Raw genomic sequence first — 19210 nt, 5'->3', positions numbered from 1 at the left:
GGTTTCCCTGTGCGGCTATCTCTGGCTAAATCGGCGGCCCCTGGCGCTTGATGGACCTTCCCATGGCCACCCCGCACTCTCCTGGCCCGAACCCCGGCCTGCATGCATTGTTCCCGCTGTTCACCGTTGTGCTGTGGGCGGGCAATACGCTGGTCACCAAGCTCTCGGCCGGGCTCATCGCGCCGGCTTCGATCACCTTTTACCGATGGGCACTGGCGTTTTTGCTGCTGCTGCCGTTCACTGCCGCCGGGCTCTGGCGCGAGCGTGAGCGCGTGCGCCGGCACCTGCCGCAACTGGCCGCGCTGGGGCTGCTGGGCATGGTCATCTACCAGGGCCTGGCCTACAGCGCTGCGCACAGCACCAGTGCCACCAACATGGGCATCCTGATCGCGCTGTCACCGCTGATGTCGGCGCTGCTCAGCAGCGTGCTGGCGCGCGAGCCACTGACCTGGGGTGCGCTGCTGGGCGGGTTGGTGTCGTTTGCCGGGGTGCTGTGCCTTATCGCTCGGGGCGAGCCGGGCAATGTCGCGCACCTGCAATTGAACGCGGGCGACGGGCTGATGCTGATCGCGGTACTGGCTAACGCGCTCTATGGGGTGTTGTTGCGGCGCTGGCAGTTGCCGCTCAGCACCTGGCTGCAATTGACGGTGCAGGTGGGCTGCGCGCTGGTGTGCCTGCTGCCCTGGTACTTGCTCGGCGAGCGCTCCGGCATCACCGCGCAAAGCCTGCCGCTGGTGCTCTATGCCGGGCTGCTGGCGTCGATCCTGGCGCCCTGGCTGTGGATCAACGGCGTGCAGGCCGTGGGGCCGAGCCGGGCCAGCCTGTTCCTCAACCTGATTCCGTTGATCGTCGCGCTGGTGGCGGTGGGTTGGCTCGGCGAGCGCCTGGCGCCGTACCACGCTGTGGGTGGCGCGCTGGCGCTGCTGGGGGTGTGGCTGGGCCAGGCGTTGCGCCGCCCGCTCAGGGCCGCGCCGCAGGTTTGAGCTTCAGGCGCGGCGCGGGCGCGACACCACCGATTCGATGTTCTTTCGCCCGATCAAGCGCACCGGCGCAGGTTCTTCGAGCCATTTGTACATCACCAGGCAGTCGACCAGCCCTGCGGTGGCATGGCGGTAGGCCCTGGGCAGCCGGCCGACCTCTTCGAACCCCAGCTTGCGCCACAGCGCCACGGCCACTTCATTGGTGCTCACCACCGAGTTGAACTGCATCGCCAGAAAGCCCGCTGCACGGGCCTGCGCCTGGGAGTGCTCGCACATCAGCCGGGCCACGCCCTTGCCGCGTGCGGCTTCGCTGACCATGTAGCCGCAATTGCTCACATGATTGCCAGGCCCGGCGGCGTTGGCCTTGAGGTAGTAGCTGCCCAGCAGCGTGCCGTCGTCGGCCTCGGCCAGCCAGGTTTGCAACGGCAGGCCCAGCCGAAGGTGCTCGGCCTGTTCGCGCGTGGTGGCCGGGTCATAGGCATAGGTGGCCTGGCCCTGCACAACGGCCTGGAAGGTGGGCCAGAAACGGTCGAAGTCGGCTGCCAGCATCGGGCGCAGGTGAATCATGCGAAAAGGGCCTCGGTGTCGTGAATGGCCGCCAGCATACCTGAGCTTCAGGCTTCGGCGGGGCCGCCGAGGCGCGGCAGATGGGGCGTCACGTCGCGTTCGGGCTTTTGCCCCGGCATCTGGAAACCCGGCGGGCGCTTGCCTTGCAGGTACCAGGCAAAGGAGATGATCTCGGCGATGGTCAGGTACAGCGCCTCGGGGATCTGCTCGCCCAGCTCCAGGCGCGCCAGCAGTTTTACCAGCTCCGCGTTCTCGTAGATCGGGATTTCATGCTGTTTGGCCAGGGCCAGGATCGCTTCGGCCAGCTCGTCGTCGCCCTTGGCCGACAGGTTGGGGGCGCTTTCGCCGTCGTAGGTCAGCGCGATGGCCTGGCGAGAAAGAGTAGTGCTCATGCGGTTTCATCCACCCAGCGTTGGTCCAGCTGCGTGCGCGGCCCGCGCACGGGTTTGCCGGTGTGGCAGTTGAGTTCGCCCACTTCAAGCCCGGCGTCGCTCAGGCGCTGGCGCAAATAGCCCAGTTGCTGCTCGATCATGGCTGCGGTGCGCGGGTTTTCTGCCCAAAGCTGGCTGGTGAGCTGGTTTTCCAGAAGCTCCACCTGCACTTGCAGCGGGCCCAGCGGGTCAAGGTCGAAGGCCAGCTCCAGGCGCCAGAGCTTGCGTTTGGGCCGTGGGCGGCCCTCGGCGTCGGTTTCGTCCTCTTCGCCTTCGCGTGCTTCGCTTTGCACGCGCACCTGAAGGGAATCAGCCCGTCCAGGTAGCGCATGGGGATTTCCAGCTGCCAGGTGTTGAGGACCTTGCCATCGGCCTGCACGCCGCTGTGTTCCAGGCTGGTGAGCTGGTGTGTCTGCAGCCGGGAGATAGCCGCCGAGGCCAGGCGCAGCAGGGCGTGCAGGTCGTTCTCGCCTTCCTGGCCTTCGGCATTGCGGGCCGGAAGGGGGAAATCGCTGCCGGCCTCAGGCTTGGCGCTGACCTGCCCGAGCAAGCCCAGGGCGTTACGCAGCCGGTTCGATTGCTGCGCGCGGGCGAGGTTCTGCGCGATCACCGCCAGGGTGGCGGGGTTGATCGACGCGCCATCGGGCACGTTCGGCAACAACTGGGCCACCAAACGCAGCAACGCGCTTTTGAGGTCCGGCGCCGGTTGCTCGGCGGCGAGGCTCCCTGCGAGCAAGCGGCTTTCCATGAACAGGCCGCTGGCCTGGAACGCCTGCGCCACTGCCTTGGGGTCGGTGAGGTCGGCGGGGCTGGGCAAGCTGGCCAGCAGCGCCCGCGCCTGGCTGGCCACCGCTGGCGGCAAGCCGCCGTTCGCCTGGCTGTTCTGCAGCAGGCCGAGCAGGCTGGGCAATGAGGCCTGGCGGCTTTGCTGGGTGTTGAGTTGCTGGCTCAGCGCCAATTGGTCGAGCTGCTGGCCCACCTGCACGAACCGCAGCGCTTGCGGCCCTTGCACCACGGCGCTGAGCAGGCTGCCCAGGCGCAGCGGCTGGGCGCTGTCCAGGGTCAGGCTCTGCCCGGCCAGAGCGCTGCCGAGCAAGGCGACCGTTGCGCGGTACTGTGCCGGCCCGCCAGCGAGGTCGGCAGGCAGCGCCACGCTGGTGATGACCTTGCCTTGCAGCAGGGTGCCCGGCGGCACCTGGCGGGTGTCGAGCTCGGTGAGGCTGCCGGCGCCGGGGTTGGTCACCGCCAGCTGGTTGCTGAACAGCTTCTGCACCAGCAATTGCGTGCCCTGAGCCAGCGGCTGGCTGGTGCTCACCTGCAGGTTGAGGGTCTTGCCGTTGTCCAGCGTGAGGGCCAGCAGTACCTGGAAATCCTGCGCACCCTGGCGCACCTGCAGCACATCGGCGCGCGCAGTCTGCCCGGGTGCCAGGGCACCGGCGGCCGGTTGCAGCAGGTTCAGAAGCTGCCCGGTGAGCGCTGCACCGCGCTGGGCGGAGGCCAGGGCGGCGGAGGAGGCGGCTACGCTGCTGATTTCAGAAGTCATCGGCTTACCTGGGTGTGGAGTTCACCCTGTGGGGGGCGGCTGGGGTATCATTGCCGCCCGCTACGCATGATGCACCTGTATCGGCGCGTGTGCCCAAGCCTTGAGCCGCCCGCCCTGATCCAAAGGCCATTTCGTGACCCTTTATCTTCAAGCCCGTGACCTGGCGTGCGAGCGCGACGGTCGCCTGCCGTTCGATGCCCTGAACCTGGCGCTGGCCCCGGGCGCGATGCTGCGCGTGTGCGGCCCGAACGGCTCCGGCAAGAGCACTTTGCTGCGTGTGCTCGCGGGCTTGATGGCGCCCGCTCAGGGTGAGGTCGAGCGAAGTGCCCCCTGGCTGTGGCTGGGCCATGCCGCAGGCATCAACGAGCACCTGAGCGCCGAGGAAAACCTCGCCTGGCTGAGCGCCCTGCCGGGCAACGCACCGAGCCGCGCAGCACTGTGGCAGGCGTTGGCGGCCGTTGGGCTGGCCGGCTACGAAGACGTGCCGTGCCACACGCTGTCGGCCGGGCAGAAGCGCCGCGTAGCCCTCGCTCGCCTGCACCTGCCGAGCGCACCGCTGTGGTTGCTCGACGAGCCTTTCACCGCGCTCGACGCTCAGGCGGTTGGCGCACTGGAGGCGCACCTGGTGGCCCATTGCGAGGGCGGCGGCGCGGTGGTGTTGACCACCCACCATGCCCTGGCCTTGCGCCCGGCCCGGTACAGCGAACTGGAGCTGGCAGCATGAGCGTGCTGGGGCATACCTTGCGGCGCGAGCTGCACCTGCTGTGCCGGCGGCCTGGCGACTGGCTCAACCCGCTGGTGTTCTTTGCCCTGGTAATCACGTTGTTCCCGTTGGGCGTGGGCGCCGAGCCTGCGTTGCTGCGCGAGATCGCACCCGGTTTGATCTGGGTGGCGGCGCTGCTGGCGGTGATGCTGTCGCTCGACGGGCTGTTCCGTGCCGACTTCGACAACGGCTCGCTGGAGCAACTGGTGCTGGCGCCGCAGCCGTTGGCGTTGCTGGTGCTGGTGCGGGTGCTCGCGCACTGGCTGCTGAGCGGGCTGGCGCTGGTGCTTGTGGCGCCGGTGCTGGCCGTGATGCTCGGTTTGCCGCCCGCTTGCCTGCCGGCGCTGGCGGCCTCCCTGTTGCTCGGGACGCCTTCGCTGAGCCTGCTCGGCGCGGTGGGCGCGGCCTTGACCGTAGGCCTCAAACGCGGCGGCTTGTTGCTCGCGTTGTTGATACTGCCGTTGTACATCCCGGTGCTGATCCTCGGCAGCGCCACGCTGCGCGCTGCGCTGCAAGGCCTGCCGGTGGCCGGTTACCTTTTATGGCTGGCGTGCCTGGCTGTGCTGTCGATAACCTTGGCGCCGCTGGCGATCGCGGCCGGCCTGCGCATCAGCGTGGCCGAGTGACCGAACGATGATCGAGAACCCCCGATGAGTACCCCGAACACCGCCTGGGCCTGGTTCCACCGCTGGAGCTCGCCCAAATGGTTCTACTCCCTGGCCGGCCGCCTGCAGCCCTGGCTGGCGCTGGCCGCTGCGCTGTTGCTGGCGGTGGGCGTGGTCTGGGGCCTGGCCTTCGCGCCACCTGATTACCAGCAGGGCAATGCGTTTCGCATCATCTATATTCATGTGCCCAGCGCGATGTTGGCGCAGAGCTGCTATGTGCTGATGGCAGCCGCCGGGGTGGTGACGCTGGTGTGGAAGATCAAGCTGGCCGACGTGGCCCTGCGCTGCGCGGCCCCCATCGGCGCCTCGATGACGGCGCTGGCGCTGCTCACCGGTTCGATCTGGGGCAAGCCGACCTGGGGCGCCTGGTGGGTGTGGGATGCACGGCTGACCAGCATGCTGATTCTGCTGTTTCTCTATGCCGGGGTGATCGCCCTGGGCAATGCCATCGGCAACCGCGACAGCGCCGGCAAGGCCTGCGCAGTGCTTGCCATCGTCGGCGTGGTGAACATCCCGATCATCAAGTATTCGGTGCAGTGGTGGAGCACCCTGCACCAGGGCGCGACCTTCACCCTGACTGAAAAGCCTGCGATGCCGGCGCAGATGTGGCTGCCGCTGCTGTTCACCGTTTTCGGCTTCTACTGCCTGTTCGGCGCCTTGCTGTTGGCGCGCATGCGCCTGGAGGTGCTGCGGCGGGAGGCGCGCAGTGGTTGGGCGCAAGCGGTGGTGCGCCAGGCGCTGGAGGGGCGAGGATGAGTTTCGCATCGGTGGGCGAGTTCTTTGCCATGGGCCATCACGGCGCGTATGTGTGGCCGGCCTATGGCCTGTTCGCGCTGGTGCTGGCCTGGAACATCGCCAGCCCCTGGCGCGCGCGGCGCCGTTATCTTCAACAGCAGGCTCGCAATGCGCGCCGGGAGCGCCAGGCATGAACCGCCAACGCAAGCAGCGGCTGTTGCTGGTGCTCGGCCTGCTGGCCGGGCTGGGCGTTGCACTGGCGCTGGCCTTGAGCGCACTGCAGCAGAACATCAACCTGTTCTACACCCCCACGCAGATCGCCAATGGCGAGGTACCGGCCGGCGCACGCATTCGCGCCGGCGGCATGGTCGAGCGTGGCTCGCTAGTGCGTTCGGAGGACTCACTGGCCGTACGTTTCGTGGTCACCGATTTCAACCGTTCGGTGACGGTCACCTATCGCGGCATCCTGCCGGACCTGTTCCGTGAAGGGCAGGGGATCGTCGCCCTTGGCCAGGTGAACGCCAGCGGCGTGGTAGAGGCCGACGAAGTGCTGGCCAAGCACGATGAAAAGTACATGCCGCCCGAGGTGAACAAAGCCCTCGAGGACGCCAAGGCCGCGCAGGTGCAGCGATGATTCCGGAACTGGGCCAATGGGCATTGATCCTGGCGCTGTGCCTGGCTGCGGTGCTCGGCACGTTGCCGCTGCTGGGGGCCTGGCGCGGCCAGGTGCACTGGATGGCGCTGGCGCAGCCGTTGGCGCAGCCGTTGGCGGCGGGGCAGTTCGCTTTCGTATTGGCGGCGTTCGTATGCCTGGCGCATGCCTTCATGGCCAATGACTTTTCCGTCGCCTACGTGGCGGCCAACTCCAACACCGCTTTGCCCTGGTACTACCGCTTCAGCGCGGTGTGGGGCGCTCACGAAGGTTCGCTGCTGCTGTGGGCGTTGATCCTGGCCGGCTGGACCTTCGCCGTGGCGCTGTTCTCTGCGCAGTTGCCGCGCGACATGCTGGCGCGGGTGCTGGGGGTGATGGGCCTGATCAGCACGGGGTTTCTGCTGTTCGTGGTGTTCACCTCCAATCCTTTCGCGCGCATCCTGCCGCAGGTGCCGCGGCAGGGCCGTGACCTCAACCCGCTGCTGCAGGATTTCGGCCTGATCGTGCACCCGCCGATGCTCTACATGGGCTACGTGGGCTTTTCGGTGGCCTTCGCCTTCGCCATCGCGGCGCTGTTGGGCGGCCGGCTGGACGCAGCCTGGGCACGCTGGTCGCGGCCGTGGACGCTGGTGGCGTGGAGCTTTCTGGGCATCGGCATCAGCCTGGGCTCCTGGTGGGCTTACTACGAGCTGGGCTGGGGCGGCTGGTGGTTCTGGGACCCGGTGGAAAACGCCTCGTTCATGCCTTGGCTCGTCGGCACGGCGCTGATCCACTCGCTGGCCGCGACTGAAAAGCGCGGGGTGTTCAAAAGCTGGACCGTGCTGCTGGCCATCGCAGCTTTCTCCTTGAGCCTGATGGGCACGTTCCTGGTGCGCTCCGGCGTGCTCACGTCGGTGCATGCCTTTGCTGCCGACCCGACGCGCGGGGTGTTCATCCTGGCCTTTCTGCTGCTGGTGGTGGGTGGCTCGCTGGGCTTGTTCGCGCTGCGTGCGCCGGTGGTGCGCAGCCCTGCACAATTCGGCCTGTGGTCACGCGAGACCTTGCTGCTGGGCAACAACCTGTTGCTGGTGGTGGCGGCGGCCACCATTTTGCTGGGCACGCTCTACCCACTGCTGCTCGAAGCGCTGACTGGGGCGCGGCTGTCGGTCGGGCCGCCTTATTTCAACCTGCTGTTTCTGCCGCTGATGGGGCTGTTGATGGTGCTGCTGGCGGTGGGTGTGCTGGTGCGCTGGAAGCACACCCCGGGGCGCTGGCTCGCCGGGCTGTTGATGCCCGTGCTGGGCGCGGCGGTGCCGTTGTCGCTGTTGGCCGGTTGGCTGGTGGGCGGCTTCGACTGGCCGGTGCTCTGCGTATTCGCCCTGGCGTTCTGGGTGATCGGCGCGGGCCTGCGCGACATCGCTGCAAAACGCCGCAACGTCGGCCTGCGCGGGTTGCGCCGCAGCTATTGGGGCATGCACCTGGCGCACCTGGGCCTGGCGCTGTGCGCGCTGGGGGTGGTGCTGAGCAGCCAGCACAACGCCGAGCGCGATGTGCGCATGGCACCCGGCGAGGCGGTTGAGCTGGGGGGCTACCGCTTCAGCTTCGAAGGCTCGCAGCAGGTGCGTGGGCCCAACTGGATGGCTGACCGCGCCTTGATCCGCGTGACCCAAGGCGGCCGCCAGGTCGCGCTGCTGGCCCCGGAAAAGCGCCGCTACGACGCCCAAGGCTCGGTGATGACCGAAGCCGGCATCGACCCGGGCCTGTGGCGCGACCTGTACGTGGCCCTGGGCGAGCCGCTGGATGGCGGCGCCTGGGCGGTGCGCCTGCACGTGAAGCCGTTCGTGCGCTGGATCTGGCTGGGCGGGTTGTTCACCGCACTCGGCGGGCTGCTGGCGGCGGCCGACGGCCGTTATCGCCAGCGCCTGCGCGGGCGGCGTGGCGCTCGACCTGTGGAGGATGTGGCATGAAGCGCGTGATCCTGCTGCTGCCGCTGGCGCTGTTCCTGCTGCTGGCGGCGTTTCTCTACCGCGGCTTGTACAGCCAGCCCGAAGTGCTGCCTTCGGCCTTGATCGGCAAGCCGCTGCCGGCTTTCGAGCTGCCGGCGGTGCAGGGCGGGGCGCCAGTGAATCGCCAGGCGCTGTTGGGCAAGCCGGCGCTGGTCAACGTGTGGGGCACCTGGTGCGTGGCCTGCCGCGAGGAGCACCCGGTGCTCAATGCGCTCAAGGCCCAAGGGGTGCTCATCCACGGCATCGACTACAAGGACGACAACGCCGCCGCACGCCGCTGGCTGGCAGAATTCCACGACCCTTACGCGCTCAACGCCGACGATGCGAGCGGCAGCCTGGGGCTGGACCTGGGTGTCTACGGCGCTCCCGAAACCTACCTGATCGACGCGCAGGGCATCATTCGCTACAAACACGTGGGCGTGATTACCGAGCAAGTGTGGCGTGACGAGCTGGCCAGCCGTTACCAGGCGCTGCTGGAGGCTGGCCAATGAGCCTTCGGCACTGGGCGCTGGCGGCCGCATTGGCCATGAGCCTGCCATGGGCGCAAGCGGCCATCGATGCTGCGCCGTTCCAGAGCGATGCGCAGCGTGAGCGTTTTGCCGAGCTGACTCGCGAGCTGCGCTGCCCCAAATGCCAGAACCAGGACCTGGCCGACTCCAATGCGCCGATCGCTGCCGACCTGCGCAAGCAGATCCAGCGGCTGATGGCCGAGGGCAAGAGCGATGCGCAGATCATCGACTACCTGGTGGCGCGTTATGGCGAGTTCATTCGCTATCGCCCCGCGCTGGAAGCACGCACCGGGCTGCTCTGGTTCGGGCCACTGGTGGCGTTGCTCAGTGGGGGCGGCGGGGATCGCCCTGATCGTGCGCCGGCGCCGTATTGCCGCTCAGGCGGCGCAATTGACCCTCGATGAACAGCGGCGCCTGGCGTGCCTGCTGGATGAGCACCGGCCATGATGCTGTTATGGATCGCCCTGGCGGCGATGGCTTTGCTGGCCATGGGGTTCGTGCTGCTGCCGCTGTTGCAGGCACCGCGCAAGGTGACGGGGGCAGGGCGCCAGGCACAGAATGTCGCGCTGTACCGCGAGCAATTGGCGCAGTGGCAGGCCGAGGCGGCCCAGGGCCGGCTCAGCCCGCAGGCGCTGGAGGCGGCGAAGGTGGAGGCTGCGCGGGCGTTGCTGGCGGACAGCCCGGCAGTTGAAACGAATACTGGCCGCGCCGACCGGCGCCTGCCGTTGCTGCTGGCACTGCTGATGCCGATGGTCGCTGTGGCCCTCTATGCCCTTGTGGGCGCCAGCGGCAAGGTGGCGCTGAGCGAGCGGCTGGTGGCACCGCCCACTTCGGCGGCCGACATGCGCGAGCGCCTGGAGGCAGTGGTCAAGGCGCAACCCGATGCGGTTGAAGGGCTCTATTACCTGGCCCGCGCCTACATGGCCGACAACCGCCCGGCCGATGCCGCGCCGTTGTTCGAGCGGGCTATTGCCTTGAGCGGGCGCAGCCCCGAGCTGCTCGGCCAATGGGCGCAAGCGCGCTACTTTGCCGCCAACAAGCAGTGGTCGCCAGCGCTTCAGGCGCTGGCCGATGAAGCCCTGCGCGCCGACCCCAACGAAGCCACCACCCTCGGGGTGCTCGGCATTGCCGCATTCGAAAGCCAGCGCTACGCCGACGCCGCCGGTTGGTGGGAGCGGTTGCAGGCACAGATGGCGCCGGCCGACCCGGCGCGGCAGGCGTTGCAGGGCGGCATTGACCGGGCCCGTGAGCGCGCAGGCCTGGCGGGCTTGCGGGTGCGAGTCGAGCCTGGCGCCAGAAGTGGCCAAGGCCGTGCTGCCGTCGGATACGGTGTTCGTCTTCGCCCGGGCTGTGGGCGGGCCGCCGCTGCCACTGGCGGTCAAGCGCCTGACGGTCGCCCATTTGCCGGCCACGCTCGCCCTCACCGATGCCGACGCCATGCAGCCTGCGCTGAAACTGTCGGGCGCTGCGCAAGTCCAACTCGGTGCGCGCATCAGCCGCCAGGGCCAGCCCACCAAAGGTGAATGGCTCGGGCGCGGCGCAACGGTCGCCCCTCGCGAGGAGGCGCTTCAATCCCTGATCATCGACAGCCCAGACCCATGACCCTAGCCTTGCCGTTTGACCGTTACGCCCGTGCCGCGCTGATCTGCCTGGCCATGGGCCTGTCGGCCTGTAGCGTCCACAAACCCATGGAGCAGCCGGCACCGCCGGTGCCCAGCATTCCGCCGAATCCGGGCAGCCTGCCCAGTACACCCGCGACTCCCGGCGCGCCGGCAACCCCTGCCACCTCGGCGCCGGCCAAGCCTGCACCACGCACCTCGGCCAGCTTCGCGCCGCCGCCGAGCGGGCCGAGCCATTGGGATGCAAGCCTGGGGGTGTATGTGCTGGAGGGCACTGAAGGGTTGTATTACCGCCAGCGCACCTATTACCGGTTCGACAACGGCTGGGCCTGGGCGACCAGCCCGAACGGGCCGTGGCAGGACACCGACAGCAGCGGCGTGCCACCGGGCCTGGGGCGGATGCATCCCTGAGGGTTGCCGGCAGATCGGCGCGTCGCGCGGCGAGCCGCTCTCCTACCGGGTGAAATGCGCTGGTGAGTTTGTGAAGTGGGACAGTGAGCGTGGGTGGGAGGCCGGCTTGCCGGGCGATGTGCAACGGGCGACCTTCAGGGTTGCTGGCAGATCGGCGCGTCGCGCGGCGAGCCGCTCTCCTACCGGGTGAAATGCGCTGGTGAGTTTGTGAAGTGGGACAGTGAGCGTGGGTGGGAGGCCGGCTTGCCGGGAGATGTGCAACGGGCGACCTTCAGGGTTGCCGGCAGATTGGCGCGTCGCGCGGCGAGCCGCTCTCCTACCGGGTGAAATGCGCTGGTGAGTTTGTGAAGTGGGACAGTGAGCTTGGGTGGGAGGCCGGCTTGCCGGGCGATGTGCAACGGGCAACCTTCAGGGTTGCTGGCAGATCGGCGCGTCGCGCGGCGAGCCGCTCTCCTACCGGGTGAAATGCGCTGATGAGTTTGTGAAGTGGGACAGTGAGCTTGGGTGGGAGGCCGGCTTGCCGGGCGATGTGCAACGGGCGACCTTCAGGGTTGCCGGCAGATCGGCTCGTCGCGCGGCGAGCCGCCCTCCCACGGGGTCAGCAGGGCTGCCGAGTGCTTGAGCTGCAAGTCAGAAGCGAGTGCGCACCGTCACCTGCAGGTTGCGCGGGTCGCCGTAGATCGCCCCGGCATAGAACCCGTACTGGCTGTAGTAGTGCTTGTCGAACAGGTTGTTGGCATTGAGCGTCACGCTGGTGTTGTCGGTCACGTCATAGCGCGCCATGGCGTTCCAGATCGCATAGCCGGACCAGTTCACCTCGCTCGTCCCCGAACTCACGCCATTGACCGGCTGCCCGGCCGGGCTTGAGAGTGCGCGGATGTTGCTCTGGGCGTTCACCCCGGCGCCGAGGGTCACGCGGTCGAGCACACCGGGCAGGCGGTAGGTGGTGGAGAGCTTGAACAGGTGCGAAGGGTCGCTGCGCCCGTCGCTGTCCACACGCCGGAAGTGCAGCCAGGTGTAGCCGGCGTAGACGTTCCAGGCCGGTGTGATCGCTCCGGACATTTCCAGGTCGATGCCGTCGGTTTCCACACCGCTGCCGGCCACGTAGGCCTGGGCGCCGGCGGGCGTGGTGTTGGCGCCGTCCATCACGGCCTTGTTTTCCTGCTGAGTGCGGAAGTACGCCACCTGCGCATTCAGCCCGCCGTCGAACCACTCGCCCTTGATCCCGGTTTCATAGCTTTTGCCGCGAATCGGCTCCACCGGGCTGCCGCCGGTGGTCTGTTGGCTCTGCGGGGTGAAGATGTCGGTGTAGCTGGCGTACAGCGAGTAATGCTCGTTCAGGTCGTACACCGCGCCGAGGTAGGGCGTGACGATGCCGCTTTCATGCCCGGTGGCGCGGCTGCCGTTGGTGGCGAAGGTGGTGGCGCTGTAATCGCTGACGCGCGCGCCCAGGATCACCGACAGCGGGTCGGTCACACTCAGGCGGGTGGCCGCATAAAGGCCGCTGAGGCGGGTGACGGTCTTGCTGTGCAGCCCGGTTTTCCAGGCATCGAGCTGGATGTCGTCGTCCACGCCGTTGCCCCAGTCGCTGATGGCAAAGCCGTTATTGGCGCGGAACTGGCAGTTGGCCGACACGGCGCTGCTGCGGGTGGCGTTGAACATCCGGCAGTTGTATTGCGGTGTCCAGTCGACGGTGCGGCTGTCGCTGTAGCCGAACATCGCCTGATGCTCGCGGCCCAGGGCCTGGAAGGGGCCGGAAATGTCAAGCTGGGCCGACTGCTGCGTGCTATCGATGGAGCTGTGCAGGGCGTTTAGCACCGCACCGGTGCCGTCCGGATTCCAGTAGCCACCGTAGCGGCCGGCACCGGCGGAGTTCACCTTGGCCACGCCACGGTGGTTGAGGACGTCGCTTTCGCTTTGCGCGGCGTGCAGGTTCAGCGACCAGTCGTTGTCGAAGCGGTGCGCCAGCGAGGCGAACGCGGTGCGCGTGGTGTACTCGCCGAAGCTCCAGCTGGGCGCCACGTTGGTGCTGCGCGGCAGGTCGGTCTTCTGCCCGTTGCGGTACCAGATCGGGATGTTCGCGCCCAGCCGCCACCGACGATCTTGTAGTACTCGTACTGGAAACCGGCGCCTAGCGTGGTGGCGTCGGTGAGGTCGAACTCGAAGTTGGCCAGCGCTGCGCGGGAGCGGTCCGATTGCTGGTCGCGGAAGGAATTGGCCTCTTGCTCGGTCATCACCAGGCGCGAGCGCAGGCGGCCATCGGCCGACAGCGGCAGGTTCAGGTCGGCGCCTACGCGCTGTTTGTCCCAACTGCCATAGGTGGCCCAGGCGCTGCCGCCGAATTCGCGGGTGGGGCGCTTGCGGATCAGGTTGACGGTGGCAGACGGGTCTCCCGTGCCGCCGAGCAGGCCGTTGGCGCCGCGCACGATGTCGATGCGCTCGTAGAGGTCCATGTTCATCGCCGCGCCGCCGCCGGAGAAGCCGGTCGCGCCCTGGTACTGCAAGCCGTCGACCTTCCAGTTGGTGATCGAATAGCCGCGGGCGCGGTAGTCGGTGCGCCCGCCCACTTCGGACTTGTTGGCGCTCACGCCCGGCGTGGTTTCCAGGGCTTGCTCAAGGGTGCCGATCTGGCGGTCGGTCATCTGCTGCCGAGTGATGGTGCTGACCGTTTGCGGCGTTTGCCGGGGCGTCAGGTTCAGGCCGGTGGAGCTGGCGGTGCGTTTGACGGTGTAGCCCAATTGCTCGTCGGCGGGCGTGTTCTGCAATGCGGTGCCGCCGACATCGATGGGCGCGAGGCTCAACGCGTCGTCGTCGGCATGGGCCGCGCCACTGGCAGCGAGGGTGAGGGCAAGCATCAACGCACCGTGGCGGGGGCAACGGGGGAAGGGGAAGGTCGGGGTCATGGTGTTGGTATCGTATTTGAGTATGATTCTTGATACCATTTTCGGATTTTTCCCCGCCGCTGTACTGCGCATTTGTATGGGCACGTAATGGAATGTAACGAAATGCCGAGCCTTGGCTCGGCGCCTGCCTTCACCCGCAGCACCGTGCTGGTGGTCGACGATGACGACGAGATCCGCGAGCTGCTGGCCGACTACCTGAGCGAGGCCGGTTATCACGTGCTCGAAGCCGCCGACGGCACCCAGATGTGGGCGCACCTGCGCCAGGGTTTGCCGCAACTGGTGGTGCTCGACCTGATGCTGCCCGGCGAGGACGGCCTGAGCCTGTGCCGGCAATTGCAGCGCTGGCCTGGCCTTGGGGTGATCATGCTGTCGGCGCGCGGTTCGGCGGTTGATCGTATCGTCGGCCTGGAGGTAGGCGCAGACGACTACGTGTGCAAACCCTTCGAGCCGCGCGAACTGTTGGCGCGGGTCAAGGCGGTGCTGCGCCGGGCGCAAGTGCCGGTGGCGCCGCCCGCCATCGCGCCGCCACCCACCGGTGAGCGCTTTTGCGGCTTCGAGCTACAGCGCGCACGCCGCCAGCTCACCGCACCCGGCGGCGCCAGCGTGGTGCTGCCGCGCTCCGATTACCGCGTGCTGCGCGATTTGCTGGCCCGCCCGGGGCAGGTGCTCAGCCGTGACCTGCTCAGCCGCAGCGCCCTGGGCCGGGAGCTTTGCCTGAAGACCGTTCGGTGGACATGTGCGTCAGCCGCCTGCGCCAGCACCTGCGGCGCGGCGATGTGCCAGGCGTCGAGATCGTCACCGTGCGCAACGAAGGTTACCTGCTGAGCCTGGCCGGCAGCGCGCGTTGAGCTGGCGCAGGCTATGGCCCGACACCTTGCTCGGGCAACTGGCGCTGATCATGGTCGGTGGCACGCTGGCGATCCAGTTGCTCTCCAGCAGCATCTGGTTCGACGTGCGCTTCGCCCAGATCCTCGAAGCCCCGGTGCGCCTGATGGCCGCCCGCAGCGTGGCGGTGATCCGCGCCGGCTGTGACCAGCCGGTGGCGATGCCCGCCCATTACACGCGCCGTTGCAGCACCGAGCCTCCCAAGGCAGACCCGGACGCACGCCCCGGTCACCGGCGCATCGACCGCTTGCTGCAAGAAGCATTGGCCTACGAGCTGGGCGAAACCCGGCCGGTACGCCTGGTGGATGCCAGCCTCACCGATGCCGCGGGCCAACCGGTGGTGTGGCGCAGCCTGTTCGCCCCGCGCAGTGCCTGGGCGCATGTGTGCTTGCCGTGCAAGTGGCCGATGGCCGCTGGCTGGAAATCGACGGCGAAGAGATGCAGGGCTGGAACGGCGAGTCGACCTGGGTGCTGCTGGCCGACTACCTGGTGCGGGTGTACGCGCTGCGGCTGCTGGCGGTCCTGGGCATCTGCCTGATCGCTGCGCGTTTGTGCCTGCGCCCGCTGCGGCGCCTGGCCAGCGCCGCCAAGGCGTTGGGCGGCGACCTCGAACAGCCGCCGCTGGCCGAGGAGGGCCCGCGCGAGGTGCGTGAGGCGTCGCGTGCCTTCAACAGCATGCAGCAGCGCTTGCAGGCGATGGTGCGTGAGCAGGGGCATTTTCTCGCCGCCGTTTCCCATGACCTGCGTACCCCGCTCACGCGCTTGCGCCTGCGTATCGAAAAGGTCACCGACAGCCAGCAGCGCCAGCATTTGGGGCGCAATGTGCGGGACATGGACCGGATGATCGGCCAGGTGCTGGACTACCTGCACAGCGCCGAACCGCCTGTGCTGCAGCCTTTGGCCGTGCGCCCGCTGCTGGAGCGCGTGTGCGCGGAGCTGGCGAGCAGTGCTGAGCCATTGCCGGTCCAGGGCAGCGACGTGCAGGTATTGGGCAACGAGGTGCTGCTGCAACGCGCGGTGCAGAACCTGCTGGTGAACGCGTTGCGCTACGGCCGGGAGGTGCGCATCGAACTGCGCCGCGAAAGCGCTGAGCTGGGCATTGCCGTACTCGACCGCGGGCCAGGCATCCCGGCGGCGCAACTGCCTCGCATCGAGGAGCCCTTTGTCCGTGGTGACGCCTCACGCAACCCCGCCCAGGGTGGCTACGGCCTGGGCCTGAGCATCGCCTCACGCATCGCGGCGACCCACGGCGGTTATCTGCGGCTGCAAAACCGCGAGGGTGGCGGCCTGGCCGCCGTGCTCTGCCTTCCAGGCCCGGCGCAATCTCGCCGTTAGTCGTCATCTTCATGTGCCGCGTGTTGACATTCCCTGCCTAGGCAGTAACATCACGTTACATTATTCGCTGCCATGGCAGTTACTGCCCATACACCTATGCTGCATTTCACCCCTGAAACCTTTGGCGACTGCCAGCTGCCGATGCTGATCGGCCGTACGGCCATCCTCAAGGACCGCACCCTGGACCGCCACCTTGAGCCCTACGAGATCACTAGCGCGCAGTTCAAGGTGCTGATCATCGTGGCCCGCGGCTATGTCGACACTCCGGCTGAGCTGTGCCGCTACCTGGCGCTGGACAGCGGCTCGATGACGCGCATGCTCGACCGCCTGGAACAGAAACAACTGATCGAACGCACCCGCAGCGCCGCCGACCGGCGCCAGGTGCACCTGGCCCTGACCGCCGGTGGCCAGGCCTTGGCCGACCGCCTGCCGGAAATCGGCGCGGCGGCGCTCAACGAGCTGGTATCAACGCTGGAACCGGCGGAGTTCACCGAGCTGCAGCGCATCCTGCGCAAGATTCTCATCCATGCCGGCGATTCGGTCGCCTGCAGTTTCCCAGGTAACGAACGACCATGAAATTGCCTGCCTCGCTGCACACTTTCGCACCGCTGTGCCTGGCCATCGCCCTGGCCGGCTGCGCCAGCACCCATGGCCTGCACACCGATTCGAAGGTCAACCAGCCCGCCGACCTGGCCGCTGGCAAAACGCTTTCCGGCGTCGCCCTGAGCCCGGCGGCCTGGCCGCAGCCCAACTGGTGGGCAGCGCTCGGTGACTCCCAGCTCAATGGCCTGATCGACGAAGCCCTGCGCGACAACCCTGACATGCAAGCCGCCAGCGCCCGCGCTCACCAGGCCATGGCCGCTGCCTACGCTGCCGACGCTGACCGCATGCCGCAAGTGAACGCCGATGCCGGTGTGACCCGCTCGCGCGTGTCGCGTTACCAGGACCCGCGAGGCGAGGGCGGCAACCTCGGCACCCTGCGCAGCGCCGAGCTCACCTTCAGCTACAGCTTCGACCTCTGGGGTGGCCAGCGCGCCGCCTGGGAAGCCGCACTGGGCCAGGCCCGCGCCGCCGAGGTCGACCGCCAGGCTGCGCGCCTGACGTTGGCCGCCGACGTCGCACGCGCCTACAGCAACCTGGCCCAGGCCTACGTGCTCGACGACCTGGCGCAGGAAGACTTGAAGCGCACCGGGCAGTTGCTGGAGCTGGGCCAGCGCCGCCTGGCCTCGGGCATCGACAGCCAGTACCAGTTGCAGCAGACCGAGAGCCTGCAAGCCACGTCTCAGGCGCAGGCGCTGGAAACCGCACGCCAGCTGCGCAGTGCGCGCATCGCCCTGGCGGTGCTGCTGGGCAAAGGCCCCGACCGCACGGCCGAAATCGTTCGGCCCAAGGTGCTGGTGCCCGCTGCGGTGCAGTTGCCGTCCAGCCTGCCGGCCGACCTGCTCGGCCGCCGCCCTGACCTGACCGCTGCGCGCTGGCGGGTCGAGGCGGCGAGCAAGGACATCAAGGCCGCGAAACGCGCTTCTACCCCAACCTTAACCTGAGCGCCGCTGCCGGCACCCAGGCGGTTCTGGGCGATGCGCTGTTCGGCAGCGCCAGCAAGTTCTGGAACATCGGCCCGGCACTGTCGCTGCCGATCTTCGACGGCGGCCGCCTGCGCGCCAACCTCGATGCCCGCGACGCCGATTACGACCTGGCCGTGGCCCAGTACAACAAGGTGCTCAACCAGGCGCTGGGTGATGTGAGCGATGCGATCAACCAGCTCGACGGCATTGGCCAGCAGGTCATCGCTCAGGCCCATGCCGCCGAGGTGGCCCAGCGTTCTTTCGACACTGCCACCCAGCGCTACTCCTCCGGGATCGGCAACTACCTCGACGTGCTGACCGTCGAGCAGCAGCTGCTGCAGGCCCAACGCCAGCTGGCGAGCCTGGATGCGCAGCGCATCGACACCTCGATTCAACTGATGCAGGCGCTCGGGGGCGGTTTCTCCGCCCAGGGGCTGGCCGCCAACGACACCCAAGGTAACTAACATGGCCGACGACAATGCCTCCGTGCAACCCAAGAGCAACCCGCGCAAGCGCAAGCTGTTCCTGATCATTCTGGTGCTGGTGGTGGTGCTTGCCGCCGTCGGCGTCTGGCTGTGGCACAGCCTGTACGGCAAATGGTACGAAAGCACCGACGATGCCTACGTCAACGGCAACGTGGTGTCGATCACCCCGCTCACCGGTGGCACCGTCACCAGCATCGGCGCCGATGACGGCGACCTGGTGCATGCCGGGCAAACCTTGATCGTGCTTGACCCGGCCGATGCGCGCATCGCCCTGCAAAGCGCCCAGGCCAACCTCGCCCGCACGGTTCGCCAGGTGCGCGGCCTGTACACCAACGTCGATGCGCAGAAGGCCCAGGTCGGCACCCGCAAGGCTGACGTGCAGCGCGCCCAGGAGAACTTCAACCGGCGCAAGAACCTCGCCGCCGGCGGGGCGATCTCCCAGGAAGAGCTGGCCCACGCCCGCGATGACCTGACCAGCGCGCAGAACGCCTTGAACAATGCTCAGCGGCGATTGGCGACTACCCAGGCGCTGGTGGACGACACCCAGATCGCCTCGCACCCGGAAGTGCAGGCCGCCGCAGCGCAGGTGCGCGACGCGTACCTCGCCCAGGCGCGCACCACCATCGTTGCACCGGTGACCGGTTATGTCGCCAAGCGCACCGTGCAACTGGGCCAGCGTTTGCAGCCGGGTGCCACCACCATGGCGGTCATCCCGCTGGATGAGGTATGGATCGACGCCAACTTCAAGGAAACCCAATTACGCCAGATGCGCATCGGCCAGCCGGTGACCATTACCGCCGACATCTACGGCGATGACGTGGAATACAAAGGCACCGTCGAAAGCCTGGGCGCCGGCACCGGCAGTGCGTTTGCGCTGCTGCCGGCGCAGAACGCCACCGGAAACTGGATCAAGATCGTTCAGCGGGTGCCGGTGCGCATCAAGCTTGAGCCGGACCACCTGCGTGACCACCCGCTGCGCATCGGCCTGTCGACCGTGGTCGACGTGGACCTGCACGACACCAACGGCGCGATGCTGGCGCAGCAACCGCCGCAGCAGGCGTCGTTCAGCACCCAGGTGTATGACAAGCAGCTGGGCGAGGCCGACGACCTGATCGCGCGGCTGATCCACGACAACAGCGCGATGGGCAAAGCCGCCCAGCGTTGAGCCGCCCATGGC

General features: G+C 67.9%; 13 protein-coding genes and 7 pseudogenes. 16 read left to right on the top strand and 4 right to left on the bottom strand.

Annotated features, from left to right (window positions below; genetic code table 11):
• Positions 1-98: 98 nt before the first annotated feature.
• Positions 99-983: a DMT family transporter gene (locus tag LN139_RS11825; RefSeq protein WP_236360374.1), complete on the top strand. Its 885-nt coding sequence runs from the start codon at positions 99-101 to the stop codon at positions 981-983.
• A 3-nt stretch (positions 984-986) separates the two neighbouring features.
• Here LN139_RS11825 and LN139_RS11820 read toward each other — a convergent pair whose 3' ends face one another.
• The 3 genes and pseudogenes from LN139_RS11820 to fliK all read right to left on the bottom strand — a co-directional run bounded on the left by LN139_RS11820 (position 987) and on the right by fliK (position 3521).
• Positions 987-1547 (bottom strand): GNAT family N-acetyltransferase, encoded by a 561-nt coding sequence (locus tag LN139_RS11820; protein WP_236360109.1) that lies wholly within the window; start codon positions 1545-1547, stop codon positions 987-989.
• 47 nt (positions 1548-1594) lie between these two features.
• Entirely contained in the window at positions 1595-1939 is a 345-nt protein-coding gene (locus tag LN139_RS11815) for an EscU/YscU/HrcU family type III secretion system export apparatus switch protein (protein WP_236360107.1), read from the bottom strand.
• A pseudogene (gene fliK, locus LN139_RS11810) lies at positions 1936-3521 on the bottom strand (flagellar hook-length control protein FliK). Before fliK ends, LN139_RS11815 begins: the two are co-directional and overlap by 4 nt.
• A gap of 133 nt (positions 3522-3654) precedes the next feature.
• Between fliK and ccmA the strand changes: the two are divergent.
• The 10 genes and pseudogenes from ccmA (at position 3655) to LN139_RS11760 (ending at position 10860) form a co-directional block, all read left to right on the top strand.
• The gene (gene ccmA, locus LN139_RS11805) at positions 3655-4245 is read left to right on the top strand and encodes a cytochrome c biogenesis heme-transporting ATPase CcmA (RefSeq protein ID WP_236360104.1); all 591 of its coding nucleotides are present in this window, start codon (positions 3655-3657) and stop codon (positions 4243-4245) included.
• A complete protein-coding gene (ccmB, locus tag LN139_RS11800) occupies positions 4242-4910 on the top strand; it encodes a heme exporter protein CcmB (RefSeq protein WP_236360102.1) in 669 nt (222 codons plus the stop codon). The genes ccmA and ccmB overlap by 4 nt, the downstream gene beginning before the upstream one ends.
• Before the next feature lie 24 nt (positions 4911-4934).
• Positions 4935-5705: a heme ABC transporter permease gene (locus tag LN139_RS11795; protein WP_236360100.1), complete on the top strand. Its 771-nt coding sequence runs from the start codon at positions 4935-4937 to the stop codon at positions 5703-5705.
• Entirely contained in the window at positions 5702-5878 is a 177-nt protein-coding gene (ccmD, locus tag LN139_RS11790) for a heme exporter protein CcmD (protein WP_236360098.1), read from the top strand. Before LN139_RS11795 ends, ccmD begins: the two co-directional genes overlap by 4 nt.
• Positions 5875-6318 carry a cytochrome c maturation protein CcmE gene (gene ccmE / locus LN139_RS11785; protein WP_236360096.1) on the top strand — a complete coding sequence of 148 codons (444 nt, stop codon included), beginning with the start codon at positions 5875-5877 and terminating at the stop codon, positions 6316-6318. Before ccmD ends, ccmE begins: the two co-directional genes overlap by 4 nt.
• Positions 6315-8282, top strand: coding sequence for a heme lyase CcmF/NrfE family subunit (locus tag LN139_RS11780; protein WP_236360094.1), 1968 nt, complete (start codon positions 6315-6317; stop codon positions 8280-8282). The genes ccmE and LN139_RS11780 overlap by 4 nt, the downstream gene beginning before the upstream one ends.
• The gene (locus tag LN139_RS11775) at positions 8279-8812 is read left to right on the top strand and encodes a DsbE family thiol:disulfide interchange protein (RefSeq protein WP_236360091.1); all 534 of its coding nucleotides are present in this window, start codon (positions 8279-8281) and stop codon (positions 8810-8812) included. The genes LN139_RS11780 and LN139_RS11775 overlap by 4 nt, the downstream gene beginning before the upstream one ends.
• Positions 8809-9277 (top strand): annotated as a pseudogene (locus LN139_RS11770) (cytochrome c-type biogenesis protein). The gene LN139_RS11775 and the pseudogene LN139_RS11770 overlap by 4 nt, the downstream one beginning before the upstream one ends.
• Positions 9274-10432, top strand: a pseudogene (gene ccmI, locus LN139_RS11765) (c-type cytochrome biogenesis protein CcmI). The pseudogenes LN139_RS11770 and ccmI overlap by 4 nt, the downstream one beginning before the upstream one ends.
• Entirely contained in the window at positions 10429-10860 is a 432-nt protein-coding gene (locus LN139_RS11760; RefSeq protein WP_236360089.1) for a hypothetical protein, read from the top strand. Before ccmI ends, LN139_RS11760 begins: the two are co-directional and overlap by 4 nt.
• Before the next feature lie 630 nt (positions 10861-11490).
• Here the strand turns inward: LN139_RS11760 and LN139_RS11755 are convergent.
• Positions 11491-13715 (bottom strand): annotated as a pseudogene (locus LN139_RS11755) (TonB-dependent siderophore receptor).
• 135 nt (positions 13716-13850) lie between these two features.
• Between LN139_RS11755 and LN139_RS11750 the strand changes: the two are divergent.
• The 5 genes and pseudogenes from LN139_RS11750 to LN139_RS11730 all read left to right on the top strand — a co-directional run bounded on the left by LN139_RS11750 (position 13851) and on the right by LN139_RS11730 (position 19198).
• Positions 13851-14611 (top strand): annotated as a pseudogene (locus LN139_RS11750) (response regulator transcription factor).
• Positions 14608-15983, top strand: a pseudogene (locus LN139_RS11745) (HAMP domain-containing sensor histidine kinase). The pseudogenes LN139_RS11750 and LN139_RS11745 overlap by 4 nt, the downstream one beginning before the upstream one ends.
• A 96-nt stretch (positions 15984-16079) precedes the next feature.
• Complete coding sequence (locus LN139_RS11740) at positions 16080-16559, top strand: MarR family winged helix-turn-helix transcriptional regulator (RefSeq protein ID WP_236360087.1); 480 nt, start codon at positions 16080-16082, stop codon at positions 16557-16559.
• Positions 16556-18012, top strand: a pseudogene (locus LN139_RS11735) (efflux transporter outer membrane subunit). The gene LN139_RS11740 and the pseudogene LN139_RS11735 overlap by 4 nt, the downstream one beginning before the upstream one ends.
• A 1-nt stretch (position 18013) precedes the next feature.
• Positions 18014-19198: an efflux RND transporter periplasmic adaptor subunit gene (locus LN139_RS11730; protein WP_236360085.1), complete on the top strand. Its 1185-nt coding sequence runs from the start codon at positions 18014-18016 to the stop codon at positions 19196-19198.
• The last annotated feature ends 12 nt before the right edge of the window (positions 19199-19210 follow it).

The organism is Pseudomonas sp. KNUC1026 (genome assembly GCF_021650705.1).
In the GTDB taxonomy this organism is placed as follows: Bacteria; Pseudomonadota; Gammaproteobacteria; order Pseudomonadales; family Pseudomonadaceae; genus Aquipseudomonas.
The sequence above is the reverse complement of the archived record's forward strand: the minus strand, read 5'-3'. Positions and strand labels throughout refer to the sequence as shown.

Coding starts and splice junctions, on each gene's coding strand:
- ccmB (WP_236360102.1), top strand. CDS start 4,242: ATGAGCGTGCTGGGGCATACCTTGCGGCGCGAGCTGCACCTGCTGTGC.
- LN139_RS11775 (WP_236360091.1), top strand. CDS start 8,279: ATGAAGCGCGTGATCCTGCTGCTGCCGCTGGCGCTGTTCCTGCTGCTG.
- LN139_RS11760 (WP_236360089.1), top strand. CDS start 10,429: ATGACCCTAGCCTTGCCGTTTGACCGTTACGCCCGTGCCGCGCTGATC.
- LN139_RS11780 (WP_236360094.1), top strand. CDS start 6,315: ATGATTCCGGAACTGGGCCAATGGGCATTGATCCTGGCGCTGTGCCTG.
- ccmE (WP_236360096.1), top strand. CDS start 5,875: ATGAACCGCCAACGCAAGCAGCGGCTGTTGCTGGTGCTCGGCCTGCTG.
- ccmD (WP_236360098.1), top strand. CDS start 5,702: ATGAGTTTCGCATCGGTGGGCGAGTTCTTTGCCATGGGCCATCACGGC.
- LN139_RS11730 (WP_236360085.1), top strand. CDS start 18,014: ATGGCCGACGACAATGCCTCCGTGCAACCCAAGAGCAACCCGCGCAAG.
- LN139_RS11820 (WP_236360109.1), bottom strand. CDS start 1,547: ATGATTCACCTGCGCCCGATGCTGGCAGCCGACTTCGACCGTTTCTGG.
- LN139_RS11815 (WP_236360107.1), bottom strand. CDS start 1,939: ATGAGCACTACTCTTTCTCGCCAGGCCATCGCGCTGACCTACGACGGC.
- LN139_RS11795 (WP_236360100.1), top strand. CDS start 4,935: ATGAGTACCCCGAACACCGCCTGGGCCTGGTTCCACCGCTGGAGCTCG.
- LN139_RS11740 (WP_236360087.1), top strand. CDS start 16,080: ATGCTGCATTTCACCCCTGAAACCTTTGGCGACTGCCAGCTGCCGATG.